This is a genomic window from Pseudomonas sp. B21-028 (assembly GCF_024749045.1).
GTDB lineage: Bacteria > Pseudomonadota > Gammaproteobacteria > Pseudomonadales > Pseudomonadaceae > Aquipseudomonas.
This window is the reverse complement of sequence record NZ_CP087184.1, coordinates 2664649-2687964: the sequence shown is the minus strand read 5'-3', so window position 1 is coordinate 2687964 and position 23316 is coordinate 2664649. Positions and strand designations below refer to the sequence as shown.

Genomic DNA, 23316 nt, shown 5'->3' with positions numbered 1-23316 from the left:
GCCCTACCATGAGCAATAACCAGGAAGCGAACCACGATCTGCCCCTCAGTGCGGAGCAGTCCGTCGCCTTGCAAAGCAACCGCCCGTCCGTGCATCTGGGCATGACCCTTGAAGGCCCGCTGCACCCAGGGCAGCTGCATGAAACGTTGCTGCAAGTGATCGAGCGCCATACCAGCCTGCGCACGGCGCTGCGTCCTTCGAGCCTGTATCGAAGCCTGCGCCAGCACGTCGTGGCGCCTGCGCTGCAATGGCACGTTCTGGAGGCTGGTTTGTCCGACACCGAGCAGCAACAGCAAAGCGCTGCGCTGCTTGAAGCGCCGTTTGCCATTGAAAGCGGTTGCCTGGTTCGCGGCATCTTGCGTCAGTTGGCACCGGCCCAATGGCGCCTGGACCTGCTGGTCGCTGCCTGTGCCTGCGACCGGCTCAGCCTGCAAAATCTGTTCAGTGAATTGGCCGAACTCTACGCACGCCCCGCTACCGTGCAGGAGGAAGCGTTCCAGTACTCGCAGTACGTGGAATGGCGCAACGACCTTGATGCCGATGACGAAGCCCTGAATGGTCGCGCCTACTGGGCCGCGCTGAAACTTGCGGACACGCCACCGATGCACCTGGGGTCGCGTCACGAGCCGATGGGGCAGCGTAGCCTCCCGATGGTGAGTCAACGCCTGCCCGTCGAATTGCATCACGCGCTGCAGCAACTCGCCGATCAATGCCAGCAACCGCTGGGGACCGTGCTGCAAGCGGCGTGGTGGTTACTGTTGGCACGTGTTGGCGGGCATTCGGTGTACACCGCCGGCTGGCAACAAGATTGCCGCGTCGACTACGACACCCTGGCCAACGGAATCGGTGTCTATGAAAAAATCCTGCCGCTGGTGCTCAAACCCGACCTGAACGGCACGTTCGACCAGTGGCTGCAAAGCCTGGCCAGTCAACTCAACGAACACACTCAACAACAGGAATACTGGAGCGTCGCCGACCCGGCCCATACCCGCCATCGCAAAGTCGGTTTCAACCTGGCAAGCCACTGCCAGGACATCGACAACGCAGGCCTGCGCTGGCATGTCGATACGCTGCCCGGTGTCGACTCATGCTTCGAGCTGGCGCTGCAAGTCGTGCTGGATGAGCACGGTCCGGGGCTGACAGTCAGCGTCCAGGCGCCCGGCGCGCACTATGGCGACGAAGCGCTGCAATGCTTGTTGGAGCAATACAGCTGCCTGCTACGTGCCTTGCCCGAAGGGCTGAACACCCGCGCCATGCTCGAGTTGCCGCTGAGCAACGCCGAGCATCGGGCCCGCCAACTCCAGTTGTGCGGCCCCAGCCGCGACTTCGGTTCCCGGACACTGCCTCAGCGACTGCTCCACTGGGCGCACAACACGCCGGATGCACCGGCCTTGCAGGTCGACAGCCAAACCTTGAGCTATCGACAACTGCACGAACAAGTCGAGCAGTTGGCCGGCGCCTTGTGCGCACGAGGTATTGGCCGTGAGTCGAAAGTGGCCTTGCTGCTGCCACGCTCGGCGGACTTGCTGCTGGGTCTGTTCGCGGTGCTGCGAGCCGGTGCTGCCTACATCCCTCTGGACCCGACCTGGCCGGCCGCTCGCCTGGAAAAAATCCTCGGCGATGCGCAGCCGCAACTGCTCATCGGCTCTGCCCAGGGAGTGAGCATCTGCGAACTGCAAGATTCGGCGATTGTCGCTGTGCCTTCGACAGATAACATCTCGCTCAACGACGCGGCTTATCTGCTCTATACCTCTGGCACCAGCGGTGAACCCAAGGGCGTGATCATCGAACACGGTCATTTGCTCAACTACACCGCGGCGGTCAGCGAAGCACTGGACCTGGCCCATTGCAAACGCTTCGCGCTGATTTCCTCGGTGGCTGCGGACCTGGGCAATACCACGCTGTACGGCGCGCTATGGAACGGTGCCTGCATGGTGCTGGCCAGTGACGAAGCCAGCCGCGATGCCAGCGCATTCGCGCGTTATGTTCGCGATCAACGTATCGACTGCCTGAAAATCGTTCCGTCACACCTGGCGGCTCTGCTCGAAGACCAGGCCAGTGTCTTGCCGGATGTCGTGATATTGGGTGGCGAACCTTGCCCGGGCTCACTGCGCCAACGCATCCAGCAAGTGGCCCCCAATAGCCGGGTACACAATCACTACGGCCCGACCGAAACCACGGTCGGCGTACTGTTCAGTCTCAGCCAGGAGTTCGAAAGCACTGCACCGCTGGCCCTGGAACAGGCACTGGCAAACACCCGCGCCTATGTCCTCGAGCAGACCCCGGCAGGTCTGCAACCCGCGCCGCTGGGTGCCCTGGGTGAGGTGTATCTGGGTGGCGCGCAAGTCAGCCGTGGTTATCTGAATCGAGCGTCTGATGCGTTTATCGACGATCCATTCAACCCCGGCCAACGCCTGTATCGCACGGGAGACCTGGCACGGCTGTCGCCCAACGGGCGCTTGCACCTGGCGGGCCGCAGCGACCAGCAGATCAAGGTTCGCGGCTTTCGCGTCGAACCCGGTGAATTGGAGGCGGCCCTCCTGAAGCTGGCCGGCGTCAGTCAGGCAGTGGTGCATTTCACGGGCGGCAAGTTACTGGCCTACGCCGTCAGCAACCGTGAAAGCGCTGACTTGCTCGCCGAGTTGCGCACGTCGTTGCCCGACTACCTGACCCCTTCGCAAGTGCTGCGCGTGCAGGCGTTGCCGCGCCTGGCCAACGGTAAGGTCAATTACGCCGCACTGCCCACACCCGATAGCCTGACTGAGCGCCGAGTCGAGCTCGCGCCAAGGGATGCGCTCGAAGCCCTGCTGGCAGATCTTTACCAGGAACTGCTGGAGCGCGACAGCCTGAGCATCACCGACAGCCTGTTCGATCTGGGCGGCCATTCCTTGATGGTCATCAAACTCTGCACGCGCCTGCGCAGCCTGTTGCAACTGGAAGTACCGCCGGGGCTGGTGTTCGACAACCCGAGCATCGCGACATTGGCGCAGGCGTTGCGCACCCAGGAAAGCCATCCGGGGCGACTGCTGAAAATCGCCGAGCTGCGCCGCACCCTGGCCGCGATGTCGCCCGAGGAACGCGCCGCCTTGCAGGCACGCGCCAAGTCCGCCAGCCCTTCTGTCTGATGACCCCAGGACGCAATCACGCTATGGAAATCAACCCGAATCAACTGGCAGAACGCATCGCCAGGCTCACGCCCCACAAACGCGAAGCGTTTGCCGCGGCACTGGCGGCACAAGGCATACAACTCAATCGCTTGCCGATTGTCCCGTCTCCTGACGAGGGGCCGCGCCCGCTGTCCTGGGCCCAGCAGCGCCTGTGGTTTCTCCACCGTCTCGACCCCGACAGCAGCGCCTACAACATGCCAGCCGCATTGCGCTTGCGTGGTGCACTCAACTTCGGCGCCTTGCAACACGGCTTCGATCAACTGGTGGCACGGCATGGGATTTTGCGCAGCACGTTTCACGAAGCCGAGGGCAAGGCGCATCAGATCATTCACGAGCAGTTGCCATTGGCGCTGCCGCTGATCGATCTTTCAGATGAACCCGACAGCGATCGCGAATCACGCCTGCAACACCTGATCGATAGCGAAACCAACCGCACCTTCGACCTGCAACAGGCGCCACTGCGCTGCCTGCTGGTAAAACTCGGCGACGACGAGCATGTGCTGATCCTGACCGCACAACATATCGTCGCTGACGGCTGGTCCCTGGGGATCCTGGTCAAGGAACTGAGCGCGTTCTACAGCGCCGCCCTGGAAGGCATTGAGGCGCAACTGCCCGCGTTGCCGGTCCAATATGCCGACTATGCGTTGTGGCAACAGACCTGCCTGAGTGACAGCGCACTGGCTTCGGAACTGAACTATTGGCGCGAACATCTGGCGGGGGAACAACCCCTGCTGGAACTGCCGACCGACCGTCCTCGCCAGAAACATTCAAGCGGTCGTGGCGCCCGCCATTATCTCAGCGTCGACCCGACATTGACCGAAGGTTTGCGAGAGCTTGCGAAAGCGCGCGGCACCACATTGTTCACGGTTTTGTTGAGCGCCTTCAACGTTCTGCTGTATCGCCTAAGCGGCCAGACCGACCTGCGTGTCGGCGTGCCAGTGGCCAACCGCACACGTGTGGAAACCGAAGGGTTGATCGGCTGCTTCATCAACACCCTGGTCATGCGCTGCGAACTCAACGGCCGACGCACCTTCAATGAGGTGATGGACGACGTCAACAACGTGCGACGCAGTGCCCTGGAACATCAGCAGCTGCCCTTCGAGCGACTGGTCCAGGCACTCGAACCTGAACGCCATCTTTCCCACCCCCCCTTGTTTCAGGTGATGTTCAACCTGCTCGACGATCACGCGCCGCGTCGCCTGCAACTGCCAGGACTTGAGATCGAGGAAATCGAACGCCAGCAGATGACCGCGCAACTGGACCTGGTGCTCAACGTGTCGGAGCGCAGCGACCGGCTTGAGGTGTGCTTCACCTACAATGGCGATCTATTCGAACATGACAGCATCGTCAACCATGGTCGGGCTTACAGCGCCCTTTTGCAGGGCTTGGTACAGGCTCCCGACGGCATGATCGGTCATCTGCCGATACGCGATGCCGAAGCCGAGCAGCGTCTGTTGGCTCAGTGCCAGGCTTCATTGCCGCTTTCGCCACTGCCCGAAATGGTCCATCTGCGACTGGCGGCGCAAGCGTCGAAAACCCCGGACAGCCTGGCGCTGATCCACGATGACCAGACTTGGACCTACGCCGAACTGCAACGTCGGGCTGACCATATTGCCCAACATCTGCTGGCGCTCGACCTGCCACCGGAAGCGCGCATCGGGCTGTGCCTGCCCCGGGGGCTGGACATCATCGCGGCAGTGTTCGGCACATTGAAAGCAGGGCTTGCCTTTGTGCCGCTGGACCCACAATTTCCAGCCGAACGCCTGGCTCACATGATCGACGATGCCGACATTCGCCTGGTGTTGGTCGACGCGTCCACAGCGCCGGCGGTCAAGCCTTATCAACGGCCGTGCCTGGACGTCCGCGCACTCCCGCCAATGCCTGGACTTCAACCCGTCATGGCGGGCCGGACCGTGCATCGCGAACAACTGGCCTATGTCATCTACACCTCCGGCTCCACGGGCAAGCCCAAGGGCGTCGCGGTCACTCACCGTTCCCTGGCCGGTTATACCGAAGTCGCTCGCACCTATTACGGTGTCAGCGCCGAAGATCGGGTGTTGCAGTTCTCCACGTTCAACTTCGATGGTTTCGTCGATCAGCTGTTTCCTCCACTGGTATGCGGCGCCAGCCTGGTCGTGCGCGGCCCCGAGTTATGGGACAGCCGCGAATTCCTCGCCCGACTGTATCGCCATGGCATCACCGTGGCAGCCTGCCTGACCACCGCCTATTGGTACCAACTGGCCCAGGATTTCGCCCTGGATCCGGCCACCGCCTACGGTACCCTGCGTCTGGTCAGCGTCGGTGGCGAAGCCATGCCTCCCGAAGGGCTCAACGCCTGGCGCAAGGCCGGGCTGAGTCATGTCCGGCTGCTGAACATCTACGGCCCCACGGAGATCACCGTGGTGTCGAGTATTCAGGACTGCACCGAACTGCTGGCCAGTGAACACTTGCCACTGCAAATGCCGATCGGCGCCCCCTTGCACGGCCGCGCCTATTACCTGCTCGACCGCGATGACAACCTCGCGCCTGCCGGTGTGCCCGGGGAGCTGTGCATTGGCGGCTCATTGTTGTCCCGCGGTTATCACGACGTTCCGGGGCTGACTGCCGAACGCTTCTGCCCCGACCCGTTCGGCCCGCCGGGCAGCCGCCTGTACCGCACCGGTGATCGGGTGCGGCGCTTGCCCAACGGCACCTACGAATACCTCGGCCGGATCGACCAACAGGTCAAGCTGCGGGGCTTTCGTATTGAATTGGGCGAGATCGAATCACGCTTGCAGAGTCATCCAGAGGTACGCCAGGCCTTGGTGATCGTGCGTGAGGACCGGCCTGGCGATCGTCGCCTGGTCGCCTATGTGGTTTACCAGGCAGAACCCTTGGCACCCACCGCCTTGCGCGAACACATTGCCGAACACTTGCCTGACTACATGGTGCCGTCCGCCTTCGTCTCCCTTGAGCACATACCGTTGACCCCGGGTGGCAAGCTCAACAGAGCGGCGCTGCCGGCCCCCGATTATTCGCTGCAAGCCACACAGGTGCGAGGGCCCGATACCCCGCAGGAGAAGCAGTTGCTGATGCTCTGGCAAGAAGTACTCGGGCTGGAATCCATAGACCTGCACGACAACTTTTTCGCCCTGGGTGGGCACTCGTTGCTGGCCGCTCAACTGGTCACGCGAATTCGCCTGACGCTGAACATCGAACTGCCCCTGCGGGCGCTTTTCGAAGCACCGACCATCGCGCAACTGGCGCTTGCGCTGTCCAGGGCCGAGGCCAGCAGCGAGCAACCAATAGGGCCCGCCCCTGTCCCGTCTCATGGCCGGCAGTTGCTGTCCCATGCACAACAGGGAATGTGGCTGGTGCAGGCCATGCAACCCGAGAGCGCGGCGTACCACATTCCCAGCGCGGCGCGCTTGCGCGGTCACCTGGAGATCGACGCGTTGCATCAGGCATTCCGGGGGTTGGTGCAGCGCCATGAAGCATTGCGCAGCAGCTTCCACGAACGGGACGCGGAACTCTTCGTTCAAGTGCAGGCAGATATCGATCTGCCGATGCCATTGCATGACCTCAGTGCCCTGCCTGTCGAAGCATCCGAAAACGCGGCACGACGGTTGTTAATCGACCTGGCGACACGCCCTATCGATCTGCGCCAGGCTCCGTTGCTGCGTTTGCATGTGATCAAGCTGCGGGACAATGAGCACCTGCTGTTGCTGGTGCTGCACCATATCGTTTCCGACGGTTGGTCCATGGGCCTGCTGGTGAGCGAATTGACTCACCTCTATCGCACCGCCCTGAGTGGTGAAACTCCAACGCTGGCGCCATTGCCCATCCAGTACTGCGACTATGCAGCCTGGCAACAGCGATACCTGGATGAGCCGATGCTTGAGCGTCAGCTTGGCTACTGGAAGCAGGCGCTTGGCGAACCTCAGCCGCCGCTGGACCTGCTCAGTGACAGGCCGCGCCCGGCGGCCATGAGCGGACAAGGTGCACGCTGGTCGTTCCAGATTGGCGAGCCCACCACCCAAGCCCTGAAACAGCTTTGCCTGACCAACGGGGCGACCTTGTTCATCGGCTTGCTGGGGGCTTTGCAGGTGTGCCTGTATGCCCAAAGCGGTCGCCAGTATCCGGTGATCGGCACCGACGTAGCCAACCGCAACCGCGCGGAAACCGAAGGGCTTATCGGCTTTTTCATCAATCAGTTGGCCCTGCGTGGCGATCTGACCGGCAACCCGACGTTCAGCGGGCTGATCCAGCGCCTGCGCCCCCAGGTACTGGACGCCTTCAAACATCAGGAGTTGCCTTTCAACAAGCTGGTTGAAGCGCTCAACCCGCCGCGCAGCCTCGCTTACAACCCGTTGTTCCAGGTCAAGCTGGTGCTGCAGAACCAACCGGCAAGCGTGCTGCAAATGCCGGGGCTGGAAGTTCTGCCCGAGCGCATCGAGCACGGCCAGTCACAACTGGACCTGCACCTCACCGTGGAAGAAGACCGGGGCGCCCTGGCCTGCACCCTCAAATACAGCACCGACTTGTTCGACGCGACAACGGCCGAGGCTTTCGCCAATGCCTTCAGCACGCTGCTGGAGCACGTCGTCACGGACCCGGAGCGACTGATCGACGACCTCGCCCAGGACCTGAAACGGCAAACACATGAACAACGCATGAAGCATCTGAGCGCACGCAACGAGCAGAGCCTGGCACGGTTGGGCAGCGCACGTCGGCGTACTCGATTTACCACTGACTCTATGGAGGGATAAGACATGAATGGTCCCGCGACACCTACCTTGGGCGGCATGCGCCGCAAGCCGATTCGCCTGGATGAAGACGCACTGGTCACATTCAAGCCGCTCAATGACGGTCAGAACTACACATTGCTGTGCGAACCCGCCAGCCCCGGTGTCAACCTGATCGCCTGGGCGCAGCGGCAACGGGAACTGATCGAGCGCAAACTCCTGGAACACGGCGCATTGCTGTTTCGTAATTTCCAGGTCGACAATGCCACGGCCTTCGACCAATGCATCAGCTCGTTGTCGGGCGGTGCGCTGGAGTACAAATTCAGGGCCTCGCCGAGGACGCAGGTCGATCCACGCCTGAACATCTACACCTCCACCGACTACCCGCAAGACCAGCGCATTTTCCCGCACAATGAACACTCTTACTCACCGGTGTTCCCGTTGAAGATTTTCCTGTGGTGCGACGTCGCCCCGCAATGGCGTGGTGAAACGCCGATCGGCGATACCCGCGCCATTACCCGTGGCATCGATCCGCAGGTACGCGAACGCTTCGCCCGCCTGGGCATCATGTACGTGCGCAACTACGGAGACGGCTTTGGCCTGCCCTGGCAAACCGTGTTTCAGACCGAGGACCGGGCGCAGGTCGAGGCCTACTGCGCCAGTGTCGGCATCCAGACGCAATGGAAAGACAACAATCGCCTGCGCACGCGCCAGGTCGGCCCGGCGTTGGTCCGTCATCCGCGCACCGACGAAATCCTCTGGTTCAACCATGCCACGTTTTTCCACGTCAGCACGCTGCCGGCCAGCGTCGGTAACGCACTGCAGGCTGACTTCGCCGATGCCGACGATCTTCCGCAGAACACTTTTTATGGCGACGGCAGCCCGATCGAGCCCGAGGTGCTGGAGCATCTGCGCGCCGTGTACCTGCAAAACATGATCGAGTTCAGTTGGCAACGCGGCGATGTGTTGTTGCTCGACAACATGCTCTCGGTGCATGCGCGCAACGAATACAACGGCCCCAGACGCATCCTGGTCTCCATGGCCGAAGCACTGAACAGCACAGACGTGGCGCTCAAGCCCTGAACCGCTCGCCCGTTCGACGTCCCTGACTTGCCCCTTATTTTTCAAGGCCTCAATCCTATGTCCAGCAATGCCTTAGAGGGTTTTCGCCCCGCCCTGCAACAAAACCTGTACTGGTCGCGCGCCACTGATCGCAGCGCTGTCCTGTTCCTGACCCTGGCCTTGCCTGACGCTATCGACAGCGCACGCCTGCGCTCGGCCCTGGAGCAAGTGCTGGAGCGCCACGAAATTCTGCGCACCCGTCTGGTGGCCGCGCCCGGCATGGAATTGCCGGTGCAGGTGATCGCCGAACACATCGACATTGACTGGCAGGAAATCACTGCGCCCGAGTCTTCTGTCGGCGACTTGAAACCGGCACTGCGTGACGTCTTGAGCCAGGCCACGCCACCGGTCCTGGCCATTGCCCTGCTGCCATCCACCCTGCTGGTCGCGCTGCCTGCCGCTAATGCTGACGTCACCACACTGGAACGCCTGCTGTTGGAGTGGCAAGCGCTTTATCTGGGCAGTGAGCTGGCGGAAGACGCCGTCCAGTTTGCCGACTTCGCCGAGTGGCAGTTCGAATACACCAGCGGCAGCGACAGCGACGCCGGGCGCGCCTTCTGGCAGCGCCAACAGGCGCCGGAACTGCTAACGGTACTGCATCCGTTCCAGCGCGCCACGACCTCTGGCGAACGGCAAATGACCCAGGTCGAACAGACTCTGGACGCGGACTTTCAAGACCGACTCAGCAGCGCCCTCGCCGGCCTTGATACCCCGGCGCAGAATCTGTTCGGCGTGTGCTGGGCGGTGCTGCTCAGACGTCATCTGGGTCAGCCTCAGGTTCTGCTCGGCTGGGAACATCAAGGCCGCAACAGCGCCACGGCAACGGCGATGGGCCCCTACGTCAAGCGCCTGCCGCTGCTGCTGACCTTCGACGACAATCAGTCGCTGGCCGGCCTGCTCGGTGAGTTTTCCTCGTTGTTGACCGAGGCCAACACCTGGCAAGAATCGTGGCCCGCTCAATCGGTAGAAACGCCGTTCGGCTTTCGCTTGCGCAAACCCGCGCCCTCGGCCTGGACGGTACAGGCACTGGAAGGCGAAGAATGCCCGCACGCACTGCTGCTGGACGTCACCGAACACGCGCAAGGGTTTGATTTTCGCCTGCACTTCGACGCCTCGGCGCTGGACATCGACGCCGCCCGTTTGTTGCTCGATCAGTACCTGACCCTGTGCGTGCAGGCCAGCGCTGCCAGTTCGCAACCGTTGAGCGATGCCAACGGTATCAGTCGTGCTCATCAGGATTGGCTGGCGGCCTTGAACCAGACCGCTACGCAGATGGCGGCCCCGACCTTGTTGCACCATCTGTTCGAGCAACAGGTCGACGCACAACCTGACGCCATCGCCGTTACACACGGTGATGTTCACCTGAGTTATCAAACGCTGGAGCGCCAGGCCAACCAGGTGGCACATCAACTGCGCCAAGCGGGCTTGACGGCCGGGCAGCCGGTGGGGTTGTTCATCGAGCGTTGCAGTGAAGCCCTCGTCGGCATCCTGGGCATTCTCAAAGCGGGCGGCGCTTACTTGCCACTGGACCCGACGTATCCCGCCGAACGCCTGAGCGACATGCTCGAGCAGACCGCGGCGCCACTGCTGCTGAGCCTGACTCGCCTGAAAACGCGCTTGCCCAGGGGCAACTACGAAATGGTGTGGCTCGACCTGCCGGGTAGCGACAGCGCCTTCGATCAGCGTCCCGACCCCATCAATGATGCCGACACCTTGGCCTACCTGATTTTCACCTCGGGCTCCACGGGGCGCCCGAAAGGGGTCATGGTGACTCATCGCAATGCCGTGCATTCGACATCGGCGCGCCAGCTGGCCTACGAAGAGCCCCTGGAGTCTTTCCTGCTGGTGTCCGGATTGGCGTTCGACAGTTCGGTGGCTGGTCTTTTCTGGACCCTTGGCCGTGGCGGTCGACTGTGCCTGCCGCAGGACGACCAGGTACAGGATGCATTGGCCTTGGGCCGCTTGATCGCAACCCAGCGCATCAGCCACACTTTGATGTTGCCATCGCTCTACGCCCAGGTACTGGAGCAGGCAGCCGACCAGTTAGGCAGCCTGCGCTGCGCCATCGTCGCCGGCGAAGCCTGTCCGGCCGCCCTCGCCCGATATCATCGCGAGCAATGCAAGCACGCCCAGCTATACAACGAGTACGGTCCGACCGAAGGCACCGTATGGTGCAGTTACTATCGCGCCCGGGGCGACGAACACGGTGTGCTGCCGATCGGCAAGGCCATCGCCAATATGCAGGTGTTCGTACTCGACGAGCAGATGCGCCCGGTGGCGGCCGGCGTGGCAGGTGAAATCTACCTCAGTGGCGCAGGCATTACCCAGGGCTATCTGGGACGACCTGACCTGACCGCCGAGCGCTTCTTGAGCAACCCGCTCGATCCCCAAGGTAGCAGTTGGTATCGCAGCGGCGATATCGGCAGGGTCAATCCCCATGGCGACATCGAGTTCCTCGGACGTGTCGACGACCAGGTGAAAATTCGCGGCTTCCGGATTGAACTGGGGGAAATCGAAGCCCTCCTGCTGAGCCATCCCGGGATCCGGGAAGCCGTCGTCATCGCCCGCCCGAACGAAGTGGGCGATACGGAGCTGGTCGCTTATTTGGTGGCGCGCGAGGTATGCCCTGGCGCCACCGCGTTGCGCGAGTACCTGGGCACGCAATTGCCGGACTACATGCTGCCAAACGCCTATGTGATGCTGTCGGCATTTCCCTTGACCCCTAACGGCAAGCTGGACCGCAAGGCATTACCGGCCCCCGCTCGCGATCGCCAGCTCAGCTACCGGGCGCCACGCAACGAACGCGAGCAATTGCTGGCCGCACTGTGGACGCAAGTGCTGGGGGTGGAGCGTGTCGGCCTGGACGATAACTTTTTCGAACTGGGCGGCCATTCCCTGACCGCGACCCGACTGGTGTCGCGACTGCGCAGCAGCCTGGGGCTGGAAGTGCCGGTACGTGCCCTCTTCCAGCATCCGACGTTGGGTGAATTCATTGACCAGGCGCTGCCAAAGGCCGATGCCTCGACGTTGCCGCCCATCACGGCCCAACACCGCCAGCCTTCAACGGCGATGTCGTACGCCCAGGAACGGCTCTGGCTGTTCGATCGCCTGCACCCGGGAAGTACCACTTACAACGTGCCCGAATCGGTGCGCCTGCACGGCGACCTGGACGTGTTGGCACTGGAGCGCAGTTTTGCGCTACTGCTGCAACGCCATGATGCTCTGCGCACCACTTTCACACTGGAAAACAATCAACCGGTGCAGCGCATCAGCGTAGCGCAGGGTTTCACGCTGCCATTGATTGACCTGAGTCATCTGGGCGAAAGTGATCGGCATCAACACCTGCACTCCGAACTCCGGGCCCAGGCCGCCCACCCGTTCGATCTGGCGCAGGGGCCTTTGATCCGCGCAGGCCTGGTTCGGCTGTCTGCCCAGGAGCATGTACTTTGGCTGACCTTGCACCACATCGTCTTCGATGGCTGGTCGATGCGTGTGTTCACCCGTGAATTGACCCAGCTCTACACCGCATTGAGCAAAGGACAGCCTTCGCCCTTGACCGGGCAAACCTTGCAGTACGCGGACTTCGCCCAATGGCAACGCCGTGAACTCAATCACGACGTGCTCAAGCCACAACTGGATTTCTGGCTGCAACACCTGGGCACCGACCGAACACTCTTGCAACTGCCTTGCATGTTGCCGCGTCCGGCGCTGCCCAGTCATCGGGGTGCTGAATACACTTTCGAACTGGGCCTGGAGATCACGCAAGCACTGCACGCCTACAGCCGGGAACAGGGCGCGACCCTGTTCATGACGCTGCTGGCCGTGTTCAACGTGCTGCTGGCCGGCCATAGCGCGCAGCAGGCCATACGGATCGGCATTCCTATCGCCAATCGCCATCGCCAGGAGCTGGAGGGCTTGATCGGTTTCTTCGTCAATACCCTGGCCTTGCGTACGGACCTGGCGGGCAACCCGGGATTCGACAATGTCCTCAAACAGGTCCGGGACAACCTGCTGACGGCTCACGCCAATCAGGACCTACCGTTCGAACAACTGCTGCAAGCACTGCCCAGTGCTCAACAACACAGCGCGCCGTTGGTCCAGGTAATGTTCGATCTGCATCGCGAACGCATTCTTACCTCCTCCGAGTTTGGCGATTTGAGGATCGAGCCGGTCAGGGAAGACAATGGCAAGCGCAGTACCCTCTTTGACCTGATGCTGGACATCAGCGAGCGTGAGCAAGGGCTGATCGCGACGTTCACCTACAGCACCGATCTGTTCGAGCACGACAGCATCGTGGCGTTGAGCGAAGATTTCCGCGCCTTGCTCGATACCGTCCTGGGCCAGACATCGCCGTCCTTCGAAACGCTATTGCAGCAGCTAAAACCGATGAACCGGCCACAGGTCGAGCCTCTGGCGGACGCCCGAACGCAGGTTTTCGACGCCTTGCAGGAGGTGCTTGAACACACCGATCTGGACGAGCAGGCAAACTTCTTCGAAGCCGGTGGCAGCTCGCTCAAGGCAGTGTTGTTGTGCGCTCGGCTACAGGAACTGTGGGGCACAAACATCCCCGCTCACCTGGTGTTCCTGAACCCGATACTGGCTGATCTGGCCAATATCTTGAGCCGTTACGCCAAAGCGGTGGCTGGCTGAATAGCAGGCCCCGGGGATGACCCGGGGCCTGCCAACTTGCGCAAGGCCTCAAGCCCTGAACAAGCGCCCCAACCCGCGTAGCCACGAACCACGCCAGCACAGCAGCAGCGTCACGACCATGCTGCAAGGCACCAGCGCCAAAAACCAGAAGACAGTGCCCATGGCGACACCCATAACGGCCTGGCTCAACACCAACCCCAGGGTCAACGCCAGTAGCGCAGCCCAGCGCAATGCTCGGGGTCCGGGGAATGGTTCACCCACCATGACCTTGCGCCAATGAACGATCTGACTCAGCGCTAGCGTGCCAAGCCCCACCCCCTGCAAGATCAACACCATCAGGCTCGACAATCCATCAGCCATTCTTCACCTCACCGAGCGCAACCACTACGCCGGCGCGACTACGCAAACGCCAGCCAATGCTTGCCGCAAGCAGCGCAACCGCTAATAACGTCAGGTCCACCCCCGCCACTGCCGTGAAGCCCTGCTTGATGGCTTGCCATGGATGATCACCGGTGCTCCAGGCATTGGAGATCACCGCCAGCACCGCCAACACACTGATCGCCAGACAGTGCATAGCCCACGGCGCACGCCGTTGCGGCGAGCGCCAGACAGCCTGCGCGGCATGCGCGATCGCCAACAGCCAGGCTCCGTAGAACACCTGAATTTCCCAATCGGCTCGCGCGCTCAGTTCGACCGGCAGCCAGCGATTGGCGACAAGCATGGCCAAGGTGGCCAGCGGCATCCCGGTGATCAGTGCGCTGGTAAACAGCGTCATCGACGCCACGCCCCACTGCCCATTGGCGCTTTGCAGGCGGCGCTTCTCCAGCCAGTACAGCAGACCGCTGCCCAGCATCACGCAACCACTCAAACCGGCGAGAAAATACAAGGCGCGCAACCATGGCTGCTGAAAGTGTGTGACATGCAAACCCGCCAGAAACTTGAAGGTCCCGGCGGCGGCAGGCAATCGAGATTCGTGCAGCAGGCTGGCGCTGGCACCGTCGAAATACAAGGTCTGCTCATCCTTGCTTAGACGGTCACCGGCAGAGCGACTGATCTCAACGTAGGCATTGGCGTCCCCCGGGTGCCAGACCCTGACGAACGTAGGCTCGCCGTTACCCCAGCGCAATCGGGCTTGCTCCATCATCTGATCGAGCGACGCCAGAAGCCCCGACTTGCCTGAAGCTTCCCGGCGATACGCCGCGCTGGCTTCGGCACCGAACTGATCGGCCTGCTGCTGATACACCGCCAGGACGCTGGCAGGCAAATACAGCGGGAACAGAATCAGCAAGCCGGTCAGCATGATGACGAAATGAAAAGGCAGGGCGAAAACCCCCGTGAGGTTATGAAGGTCCAGTAGGCGCCTTGGCGACTTGTCGACGCGCAAGGTAAACAGATCCTGGAACAGTCGGGCATGGATGCAAACGCCGACAATCAACGCCATCAACCCCAACATGGCCGCCAGACCGAGCAAGCGGGCACCGGCGCTCCAGGTGGTTATGTTCAAGGTGTAATGTAGTCGATAGAAAAAATCACCGCCGCGACTGCCGGCTTCAGGCAAGACCTGATCACCCGTCGGAGCGAGAAATCGACTGTAGCCATCGCCCTCAAGGGACCAGGCTTGAAAACGCAGCAGCGGTCGACGCGCATCGGGCAATTCGACGTACCACTGCATGAGCGGTTTGCCCTCGCTCAAGCTCGCGACATGAGGCACCACGCGCCGGTCCAGGGATATCGGCGCATCGGTAGGCGCCAGACGGGTTTGCGGCAGCATCCAGCTGTCCAGCTCACGGTCATACACTGCCAGGCTGCCCATGAAAAAAGCAATCAATAACAGCCCGGAAAAACCGACCCCGATGAACCGGTGCAGCCACAGCATGGACTGACGAGCACTGTCGAACATCAGGTTCCTCCCACCAGATAATGAACCATCCCGAGCAACAGCATCGATGCGCCAGCCACCAGCACGCCATTGCGCCTTGCGCGTCGGGCGCAGAATAACCAGAGCACCAACAACGGGTAGATCACAAAACCCGCCATCGTACTGATCAGCACCGCTTCACTTCGCTGCAGGCCCAGCTGCAACAGACTCAGCCCCGACAGAGTCGTCAGTGCCCAGATGAACAGATAGCCGATCAACAAAGCCAGTACCAGCCACACCGCTCGCTGTCGATCCAGCGGCTTTTTGTTCTGTTTTACAGATCGATGCCTCACCCACCCTCCTTGACCACTCATGTAACTGCCCGATAACGACAAAAGCCCGGTATACCGAAGTATGCCGAGCTTGTTTCAGGCCGTCCCGATCAGAACTTGGCGCGCAATGTCATGGACACAGCCCGAGGGTCACCGTAGATGTTCCCGTCCTGGAAGGTGTTGATACGCTGGAAATACTTCTTGTCGGCCAGGTTGGTACCAAGCAGGTCAGCCGACAGGTTCGGCGTGATCTGATACCCGATACCGGCATCGTACAAGGCATAACCACCCTGACGCAGTTTGGTGCCGTTCATGTCGATCGAAGGCACATCCAGTTTGTTGAAGGTTTCGCTGACGACACTGACACCGCCCTGCACGCTCCATTTTTCCAGCTCGCCTGGCAACTTGTAGAGCGTCCAGACGCGCAACATGTTTTTCGGCAGGTAAGTCTGCAGCTGTTCGTTGGGGCTGTCATAGCGTTTGTAGGTGTGGGTGAAATTGGCGGTCAGGAACCAGTCCGGCGTCAACTGCCCACTCAATTCAGCTTCGAAACCACGGGTTCTGGCCTTGCCGCTGGCGACCATGGCCCGGGAATTCGGGTCGTTCATATCCGGCACCGCACGGTTCTTTTCTTCGATCTGGAACGCCGCCAGCGACGCGTTCAAAGCACCGTCGAGGAACTCACCCTTGATGCCCAGCTCGTACTGCTCGCCCTCAAGCGGCTTGATGATGTTGTTGTTGATGTCCAGGTTGCTGATGGGCTGCGGCTGGAACACCCCGGCGTAGTTGCCGTACAGCGAGTAGGTGTCGTTGAGTTCATAGATCAAGCCATAAAACGGCGTGAACTTTTGCGAAACGCTATCACCGACCTTTTCCGACGGCGAACCTGCAGTGGGTTGATGCTGGCTGCGGTGCATATCGAGCCAGGTCACCCGCCCGCCAAGCACCAGCGTCAATGGGTCCGCAAGGCTCAGGCGCACGTTGCCATAGACCGCTTTGGAGCGGGTGTTGGCCACGCTGGTCGGCAGTTTGTCCGAATCAGGGAACGCGGGAAATGGGAAATCCACCTGCGGATCATTGAGGTCGACATCGCCCAGGAAGTCGGAGAAGTAACCACCGTTCGAAGCAAACTCGGAGCGCGAATAGTTGGCGCCTACCAGCAGTTTGTGTTCACGACCGAGGAAGTTGAAGGGCCCATCGAGGTACAGGTCCGCCTCGTCCTGCTTTTCCCGATAATCGAACATGATCGAGTTCATCGACACTAGATTATCGGCAGGGTCGATCCCTCCGCCATTGCGGGCATAAGCCTGGGTCAGGTCGTAGTTGTTGTCGGCGTGACGCAAGGCCAGTTTGGTTTTCCAGCCGTCACCCAACTGGTGTTCGACTTCGGTGAACACCGCGGTGCTCCAGAAGTAATCGCGGTTCCAGTCCGCGCCGTAGAAATTCTTGCGCGAAACATCCGGCAGCGACATGGCGGCTTCACCGGCGGCATTGGTGTAGCGATAGGCAGGCAGGGAGCGCTGGGCGCCTTGGATATCGGTGTTCTGATTGCTTGCACCGATGGTCCAGACGGTGTCTGGCGTCAGGTCAATGTCAACGACGCCATAGATCTGGTTCGACTCGCGTTTACCGCCACCGTCGTAGTAGAAACCTTGCTTGCGATCGCTGAGCACAAGGCGTCCACGCACGTTGCCGCTGTCGGTCAACGGGCCAGTGACGTCGATCATGCCCCGATAGTCGTCCCAGGACCCGGCACTGATTTCAGCGGATACCGCCGCCTCGGTCAATGGGCGTTTGCGCACCAGATTGATACTGCCGCCAGGGCCGCCGGCGCCAGTCAGGCTGCCGGACGGCCCCTTGAGCACTTCGACGCGGTCATATATCGCCAGATCGGGCGAAAGGAAAATCCGGTTGTCCATGGTGGTCGGCGTGCCGTCCAGCTGCAACGAGGTGATCTCGAAGCCACGGGAGAAAAAACTCAAGCGGCTGGCGTCGATACGCTGCACGGTGACACCGCCGACCTTGCCCAGGGCATCCTCGAGGGTATACAGGTTCTGCTTCTGGATGCGTTCCTGGCCGATCACGTTGATGGTCTGCGGCACTTCGCGAAAACGCAACGGTACTTTGGTCCCCACCGACACGGTGGGCGCTTCGGTCTGCATACCCACAATCGACTGCTCGGGCAGCGTCATGGTGCTCGTCGTTTCGGTTGGCGCCTGCCTGGCTTCGTTCTCTTCTGCCCATGCCGACGGCGTGAGCAACATGCCCCCGCTCACTATTGGCACCAACAGCAGATTCCCCATCTTGGCCGTTGGCCGACCTTTACCCCGTTGTTGCATGCCGCTCGCTCCTATGTGCGTCCCCTGCTGGGGCCATCATTTTTTTGATTGTTGTGGTGCAAAACCACTGCTCGCCAAGAAACAATGCAGAGACAGCCGTTCAAACAGGAATGCAATGCTCCTGCCCGGAAAGCTGTCCGACATCTGCCCCGGCATGATTGAACGGATACAGCTGACCGCCATCACATTTGAGGACCCGATCAGCGATGGAGAAGTAACGATCGTCATGACTGATCGCGATGATGGTTTTCCCCTGAGCCTTCAGTTCAGGCAGCAGCTCTTGATAGAAAAACCCACGGAAACCGGGATCCTGGTCAGCGGCCCACTCATCAAGCAAAAGGATCGGCCGTTCCTCCACCAACGCCACCAGCAGCGCCAGTCGCTTGCGCTGTCCTTGGGACAAGCGAGTGGTGGAAAGGCCACCTTGTTTGTCGATCGTGACCTTGCGTTCCATACGTAAACGCTCAAGCCATGCCTGGGCCAGGTTCATGTCGAAGTCACCGTTTGGACCGACCAGGCGCTCGAACAGATAGAAGCTGGAAAACACCGTGGAGAAATGTGCGCGGTACCAGTCCCGCAACTCAGGGGTGATTTCCACGCCTTGCAGCCGCAGGGTCCCGGTGCTGGGCTCATACAGCCCGGTCAACAATTTGGCCAGGGTCGACTTGCCGCTGCCGTTACCCCCGACGATGAACAGGATCTCGCCCTTCGCGACAATCAGGTCTACGGGTCCCAGACGGAATCCGTACTCGTCGCCAGCATGGGGGTAGTCATAGCCCAGCCCCTGCAGTTCGAGCATTGGCTGCCGGACATGCGGCTGACCGGTCCGGGTCGAGAACTCGGTACGGTAATCGGCAAAGGCCAGGGTCTCGATCTTGGCCAGCGAGACATTGCCCGCCACCAGGGTCGGCAGGCTGCCGATCAGGTCATTCAGTGGCATGCGCAAAAACATCAGCACCAGGACAAACGCGGCGATGATGCCATTGCTCAGACCTAACCAGGCTCCGGCAGCAAATAATCCACCGGCCAGTGCAAGGATCAGGGTCACCGTCCAGTTCAGGCTCAAGGTCCAGTAACGATCGGCGTGCACTTCATTGCGCCGTGCATATTCCGCGGCAGGTTGCAGATCCAGTGCATAGAAACGCTCCTTGCGCCGGGCATTGAGTGCCAGTTCGAAGCGCCCCTCGATCGCGCCCTGATAGGCGGCGTACAAGCGGTCGTCGGTTTCCCGTACGTGCTTCATCAACTGGCGCATCTTGGTGAACCAGCCATGGGCCAACCAGGTTCCCAGGCTCAAGCCGACGACGCAAATCAACAACAGTTGCCAGGACAGCCAGGCCATGTACAGGCAGCCGCCGAACATCAGGACGGTGTTGTAGAACACGAATGGCAGGCGGTTGAAGGCCTGCCCGATACTTTCGATGTCCTTGCTCAAGGTCGCATACAAACTGGCTTCGCCGATTTTCTCCAATTGTTCGATGGAGGTGTCCAGCAAGCGCTTGACCATTTGCAAGCGCAACTCGTAAACCACTCGATGGCCCAGCGCGGTCAACAAGGCCTGAGAACCGAAACCGCAGGCAAACAGCAGCACCAGCAAGCCAAGAAACTTCGCGGCCAGCAGCGTATTCATGATGGCGGCGCCTGAAATCAGGCGATTGATCTCATTGAGCAGTCCAATGCCGGCAGCGGCGCTGACCAGGCTGGCCAGCAGGCCCAGACTCAACAACGTACGGTGACGCTTGAGCAGAGATAAGAACAGGGTCATGCAAATTCCTCGCAGGCTGCACACGCGTGGGGCGGATCGAATGGTTTATTCGAAGGCCAGCAACAGATTTTCAATAGCGGTCAGTTCATCAACCTCAGGTGTACCGCAGGCTTGCTCGATCAACGCGGCCATATCACTGAGCACCGGGTGAGCGAACAACTGTGCCAGTGCGACCTCACAACCAAACTGGTGCCTGATCCGTGCCTGAATCCTGACCAGTTGCAGCGATTGGGCGCCCAATCGGAACAGATCGGCATCGGATGCAATGGGCCAGACCCCGAGCACTTCTTTCCAGATTTCGGCGAGGCTTGTCTGCCACTGCCCTACGGGCTCCTCGCCCGCCTCCCCTGCACTCCAGAGGGGCTCCGGCAGCGCCTTGCGATCGACCTTGCCGTTGGCATTGAGTGGCAGCTTCGCCAGAACGACAAACGCCCCCGGGACCATGTAGGCCGGTAGCCGTTCACGCAGTCGCTGCCCAACGGCAGCGCTGTCCACCTCGGTGATATCACCGCACAGATACGCCACCAGAACGTCCTGATCGCCGGTGCCGCGTCGCAACACCACCACCGCCTGAGCCACGCCAGGCAACGCGGACAATGCCGCCTCGATCTCACCTGGCTCGATGCGAAAGCCGCGCAGCTTGACCTGAAAATCGCTGCGCCCCAGGAACTCCAGGCAACCGTCACTGCGATAACGCGCACGATCACCGGTCCTGTACAGCCGACTGCCTGCCTGGACGCCCGGCGCATGAGGCTGCACAAATGGATTGGGGATAAATGACGCGGCGGTCAATTCAGGCCGATCGGCATACCCTCGGGCGACACCACTGCCGCCGATGTATAGATCACCTGCAACGCCAACCGGCTGGGGCTCGAGGAACTCATCCAGGACATACAGGCGATTGTTGGCCAAGGGCTGGCCGATGGGGATAACAGCACTGTCCACCTGTTCTACCGCATGCACCGCCGACCATACTGTGGTTTCCGTGGGACCATAGACATTCAGCAGCCTGACCTGGCGCGCCAGCAGGCGTTCGGCCAGTTCTGACCCCAGTGCTTCGCCACCGCAGAGCACTCGAAGCCCTTTCCAGGCGAGTGAATCGTGATCGACCAGCATTTGCCAGGTGGCAGGTGTCGCCTGCATGACACTGATGGCGTGACGCTCGAGCAAGTCGATCAATGCCCGTGGGTCCAGGCTGGCTTCACGACTGGCCAACACCACCGTCGCGCCCTGAATCAGCGGCAGGAACAGCTCCAGCCCGGCGATATCAAAGCCCAGGGTGGTCACCGCCAAGAGCCGATCGGCGTCGCTCAGTTGCACATGTTCCTGGATGCCCAGCAGAAAATTGATAAACGCCTGGCGTTCAATGTCGACGCCCTTGGGTCGTCCCGTAGAGCCAGAGGTGTAAAGGGTATAGGCCAGTTGACGTGGATGAGTGGCCAGCGCCAGGTTGGTATCGGGCAGCGCGGGTAAGGCATCGGCCAGCGTTTCGAGGGTGGCCACCCGCGCGGAGGAACCGACGACACCCCGCAGAGCCTCACGGGTCAGCACCAGGCCCGGTCGGGCTTGCTCGATGATATCGGCATTGCGTGCCGCTGGTTGTCCGGGGTCGATTGGCAGATAGGCGCCGCCGCTTTTCTGAATGGCAAGCAATGTCACGAGCAAATCAGCTTCGCGATCCAGGCAAACGCCTACCCGTTGATCCCCGACAACACCGGCAGCTCTGAGCCAATGGGCCAGTCGATTGGCACGGGCGTTGAGCACTGCGTAGCTCAACTGTTGCTCGCCGCTGATCAACGCGCAGCGATCAGGATCGGCACTGACCTGACGCTCGAACAAGCCCAGCATGTCCTGATTCGGTAGCAGGGCTCGCTCAGTCCGGTTCCAGGTATCCAGCTGCTGCAAGCGCTGAACCTCATCAAGCATCGGCAGATGCCAGACCGGCACATCTGGTTGGGTCAACAAACCATTCAGGAGGTGACGATAAAGTCCGGCGAGACGCTCGGCGGTGGCAGGCGAGAACAGGTCCAGGTTGTATTCCAGCTCGCAATACACCCCGTCTGGTCGAACCGCTACGTCCAAGGTGAGATCGAATTTGGCACTGTCTTGTGTCGGCAATACACGCTCGACCTCAAGCCCGGGTAACGCAAGGTTGACTGCCGCCCCCGTACTCAAGTTGAACATCGCCTGGAACAGCGGTGTGCGGCTGACGTCACGCTCGATCGCGAGATGCTCTAGCAGCAACTCAAACGGCAGTTCGGCGTGCTGCAGTGCAGACAGCGACTCACCGCGCAAACGACGGCAAAGCGCACGGCCCGTCAGTTGCGGGTCCAGCTGAACGCGATAAACCAGCGTATTTACGAAAAAGCCCAGCAACTCTTCCAGCTCTTCACGGCTGCGCCCGCCGTGGGGAACGCCCACGGCAAATGTCTGTTGGCCGCTATAGCGCGCCAACAGCAGCTGCCAGGCCGCCAGGAGGATGACAAAAGGGGTCGATGCATAATCGCGACAGAACGCGTGGATCCGGGCGGACTGTACATCGTCCAGTGCGAACCGAAGCCGTTGTCCGCGCTGACTTTGCTGCGCGGGGCGCGGAAAATCGGTGGGCAATTCCAACACCGGTACCGACGCGCCGAGATAGTTTTTCCAGTACTCAAGATCAGCCTGCACCACGTCAGTGTGCAAGCGACGACGCTGCCAAACCGCGTAGTCCACATATTGCACGGGCAATGGGGGCAGCGTCGGGGCTTCACCTCGGATGGCTTGGCTGTACGCCGTTGCCAGGTCGCGCACGAGTATCGGATTGGACCAGGCATCAGTCACGATGTGATGCATTTTCAAGAGAAGAGCGTGGCTGAATTCGTCGTAGCGAATCAGCTTGACCTCGAGCAGGGGCGCCTGGGAAAGAATAAACGCCGACTGATCCTCAATCGCCAGCAACGACGCCAGATGCTCATGCCGTGAGGCGCGATCGACTCCAGGCACCTCACGCTCCTGCATGACGAACACCACATCCTCCAGCAGCTCTTGCCGAGGCTCGCCATCGACTTCGATAAATCGTGTGCGCAATACCCCATGTCGCTTGATCAGCGCCTCGAATGCCAGACGCAACGCAGAGATATTCAAGGTACCCGCGAACAGAAAAGCACGGGACAGGTTGTAAGCCGTGGCATTCGGTTCCAGGCGTTGCAGGAACCAGAGACGCTGCTGAGCGAAGGAAAGGACTTGTGGCCCACCACCTGACTGCCTTTGGAGGCTGTCTGGCAGCTGTAATTCGTCATCCTGGAGCAAGGCAAGCAAAGCATCATCAAAGTCTTTCATCGGCGCTTCTATATCCTTATACGGTCCGACCGGCACAA

The 23316-nt window shown here is 60.9% G+C and carries 10 protein-coding genes; 4 read left to right on the top strand and 6 right to left on the bottom strand.

What is annotated here, in order from left to right:
• Nucleotides 1-8: 8 nt before the first annotated feature.
• From LOY35_RS12110 to LOY35_RS12095, 4 genes are read left to right on the top strand one after another with little or no spacing between them, the layout of a single operon-like run.
• Nucleotides 9-3125, top strand: coding sequence for an amino acid adenylation domain-containing protein (locus LOY35_RS12110; protein WP_258632759.1), 3117 nt, complete (start codon nucleotides 9-11; stop codon nucleotides 3123-3125).
• 23 nt (nucleotides 3126-3148) lie between these two features.
• The gene (locus LOY35_RS12105; RefSeq protein WP_258632758.1) at nucleotides 3149-7915 is read left to right on the top strand and encodes a non-ribosomal peptide synthetase; all 4767 of its coding nucleotides are present in this window, start codon (nucleotides 3149-3151) and stop codon (nucleotides 7913-7915) included.
• Between the two features lie 3 nt (nucleotides 7916-7918).
• Complete coding sequence (locus LOY35_RS12100; protein WP_258632756.1) at nucleotides 7919-8974, top strand: TauD/TfdA family dioxygenase; 1056 nt, start codon at nucleotides 7919-7921, stop codon at nucleotides 8972-8974.
• A gap of 57 nt (nucleotides 8975-9031) precedes the next feature.
• Nucleotides 9032-13663: a non-ribosomal peptide synthetase gene (locus tag LOY35_RS12095; protein WP_258632754.1), complete on the top strand. Its 4632-nt coding sequence runs from the start codon at nucleotides 9032-9034 to the stop codon at nucleotides 13661-13663.
• A 48-nt stretch (nucleotides 13664-13711) separates the two neighbouring features.
• Here the strand turns inward: LOY35_RS12095 and LOY35_RS12090 are convergent, their stop codons facing one another.
• From LOY35_RS12090 to LOY35_RS12065, 6 genes are all read right to left on the bottom strand, one after another.
• Complete coding sequence (locus LOY35_RS12090) at nucleotides 13712-14023, bottom strand: DUF3325 family protein (RefSeq protein WP_258632752.1); 312 nt, start codon at nucleotides 14021-14023, stop codon at nucleotides 13712-13714.
• Nucleotides 14016-15563: a PepSY domain-containing protein gene (locus LOY35_RS12085; RefSeq protein WP_258632749.1), complete on the bottom strand. Its 1548-nt coding sequence runs from the start codon at nucleotides 15561-15563 to the stop codon at nucleotides 14016-14018. Before LOY35_RS12085 ends, LOY35_RS12090 begins: the two co-directional genes overlap by 8 nt.
• A complete protein-coding gene (locus tag LOY35_RS12080; RefSeq protein ID WP_123494993.1) occupies nucleotides 15563-15874 on the bottom strand; it encodes a hypothetical protein in 312 nt (103 codons plus the stop codon). The genes LOY35_RS12085 and LOY35_RS12080 overlap by 1 nt, the downstream gene beginning before the upstream one ends.
• An 89-nt stretch (nucleotides 15875-15963) precedes the next feature.
• Nucleotides 15964-18192 carry a TonB-dependent siderophore receptor gene (locus LOY35_RS12075; protein WP_258632746.1) on the bottom strand — a complete coding sequence of 743 codons (2229 nt, stop codon included), beginning with the start codon at nucleotides 18190-18192 and terminating at the stop codon, nucleotides 15964-15966.
• 100 nt (nucleotides 18193-18292) lie between these two features.
• Entirely contained in the window at nucleotides 18293-19957 is a 1665-nt protein-coding gene (locus LOY35_RS12070; RefSeq protein WP_258632744.1) for a cyclic peptide export ABC transporter, read from the bottom strand.
• A 45-nt stretch (nucleotides 19958-20002) separates the two neighbouring features.
• A complete protein-coding gene (locus LOY35_RS12065; protein WP_258632743.1) occupies nucleotides 20003-23278 on the bottom strand; it encodes an amino acid adenylation domain-containing protein in 3276 nt (1091 codons plus the stop codon).
• Between the last annotated feature and the right edge of the window lie 38 nt (nucleotides 23279-23316).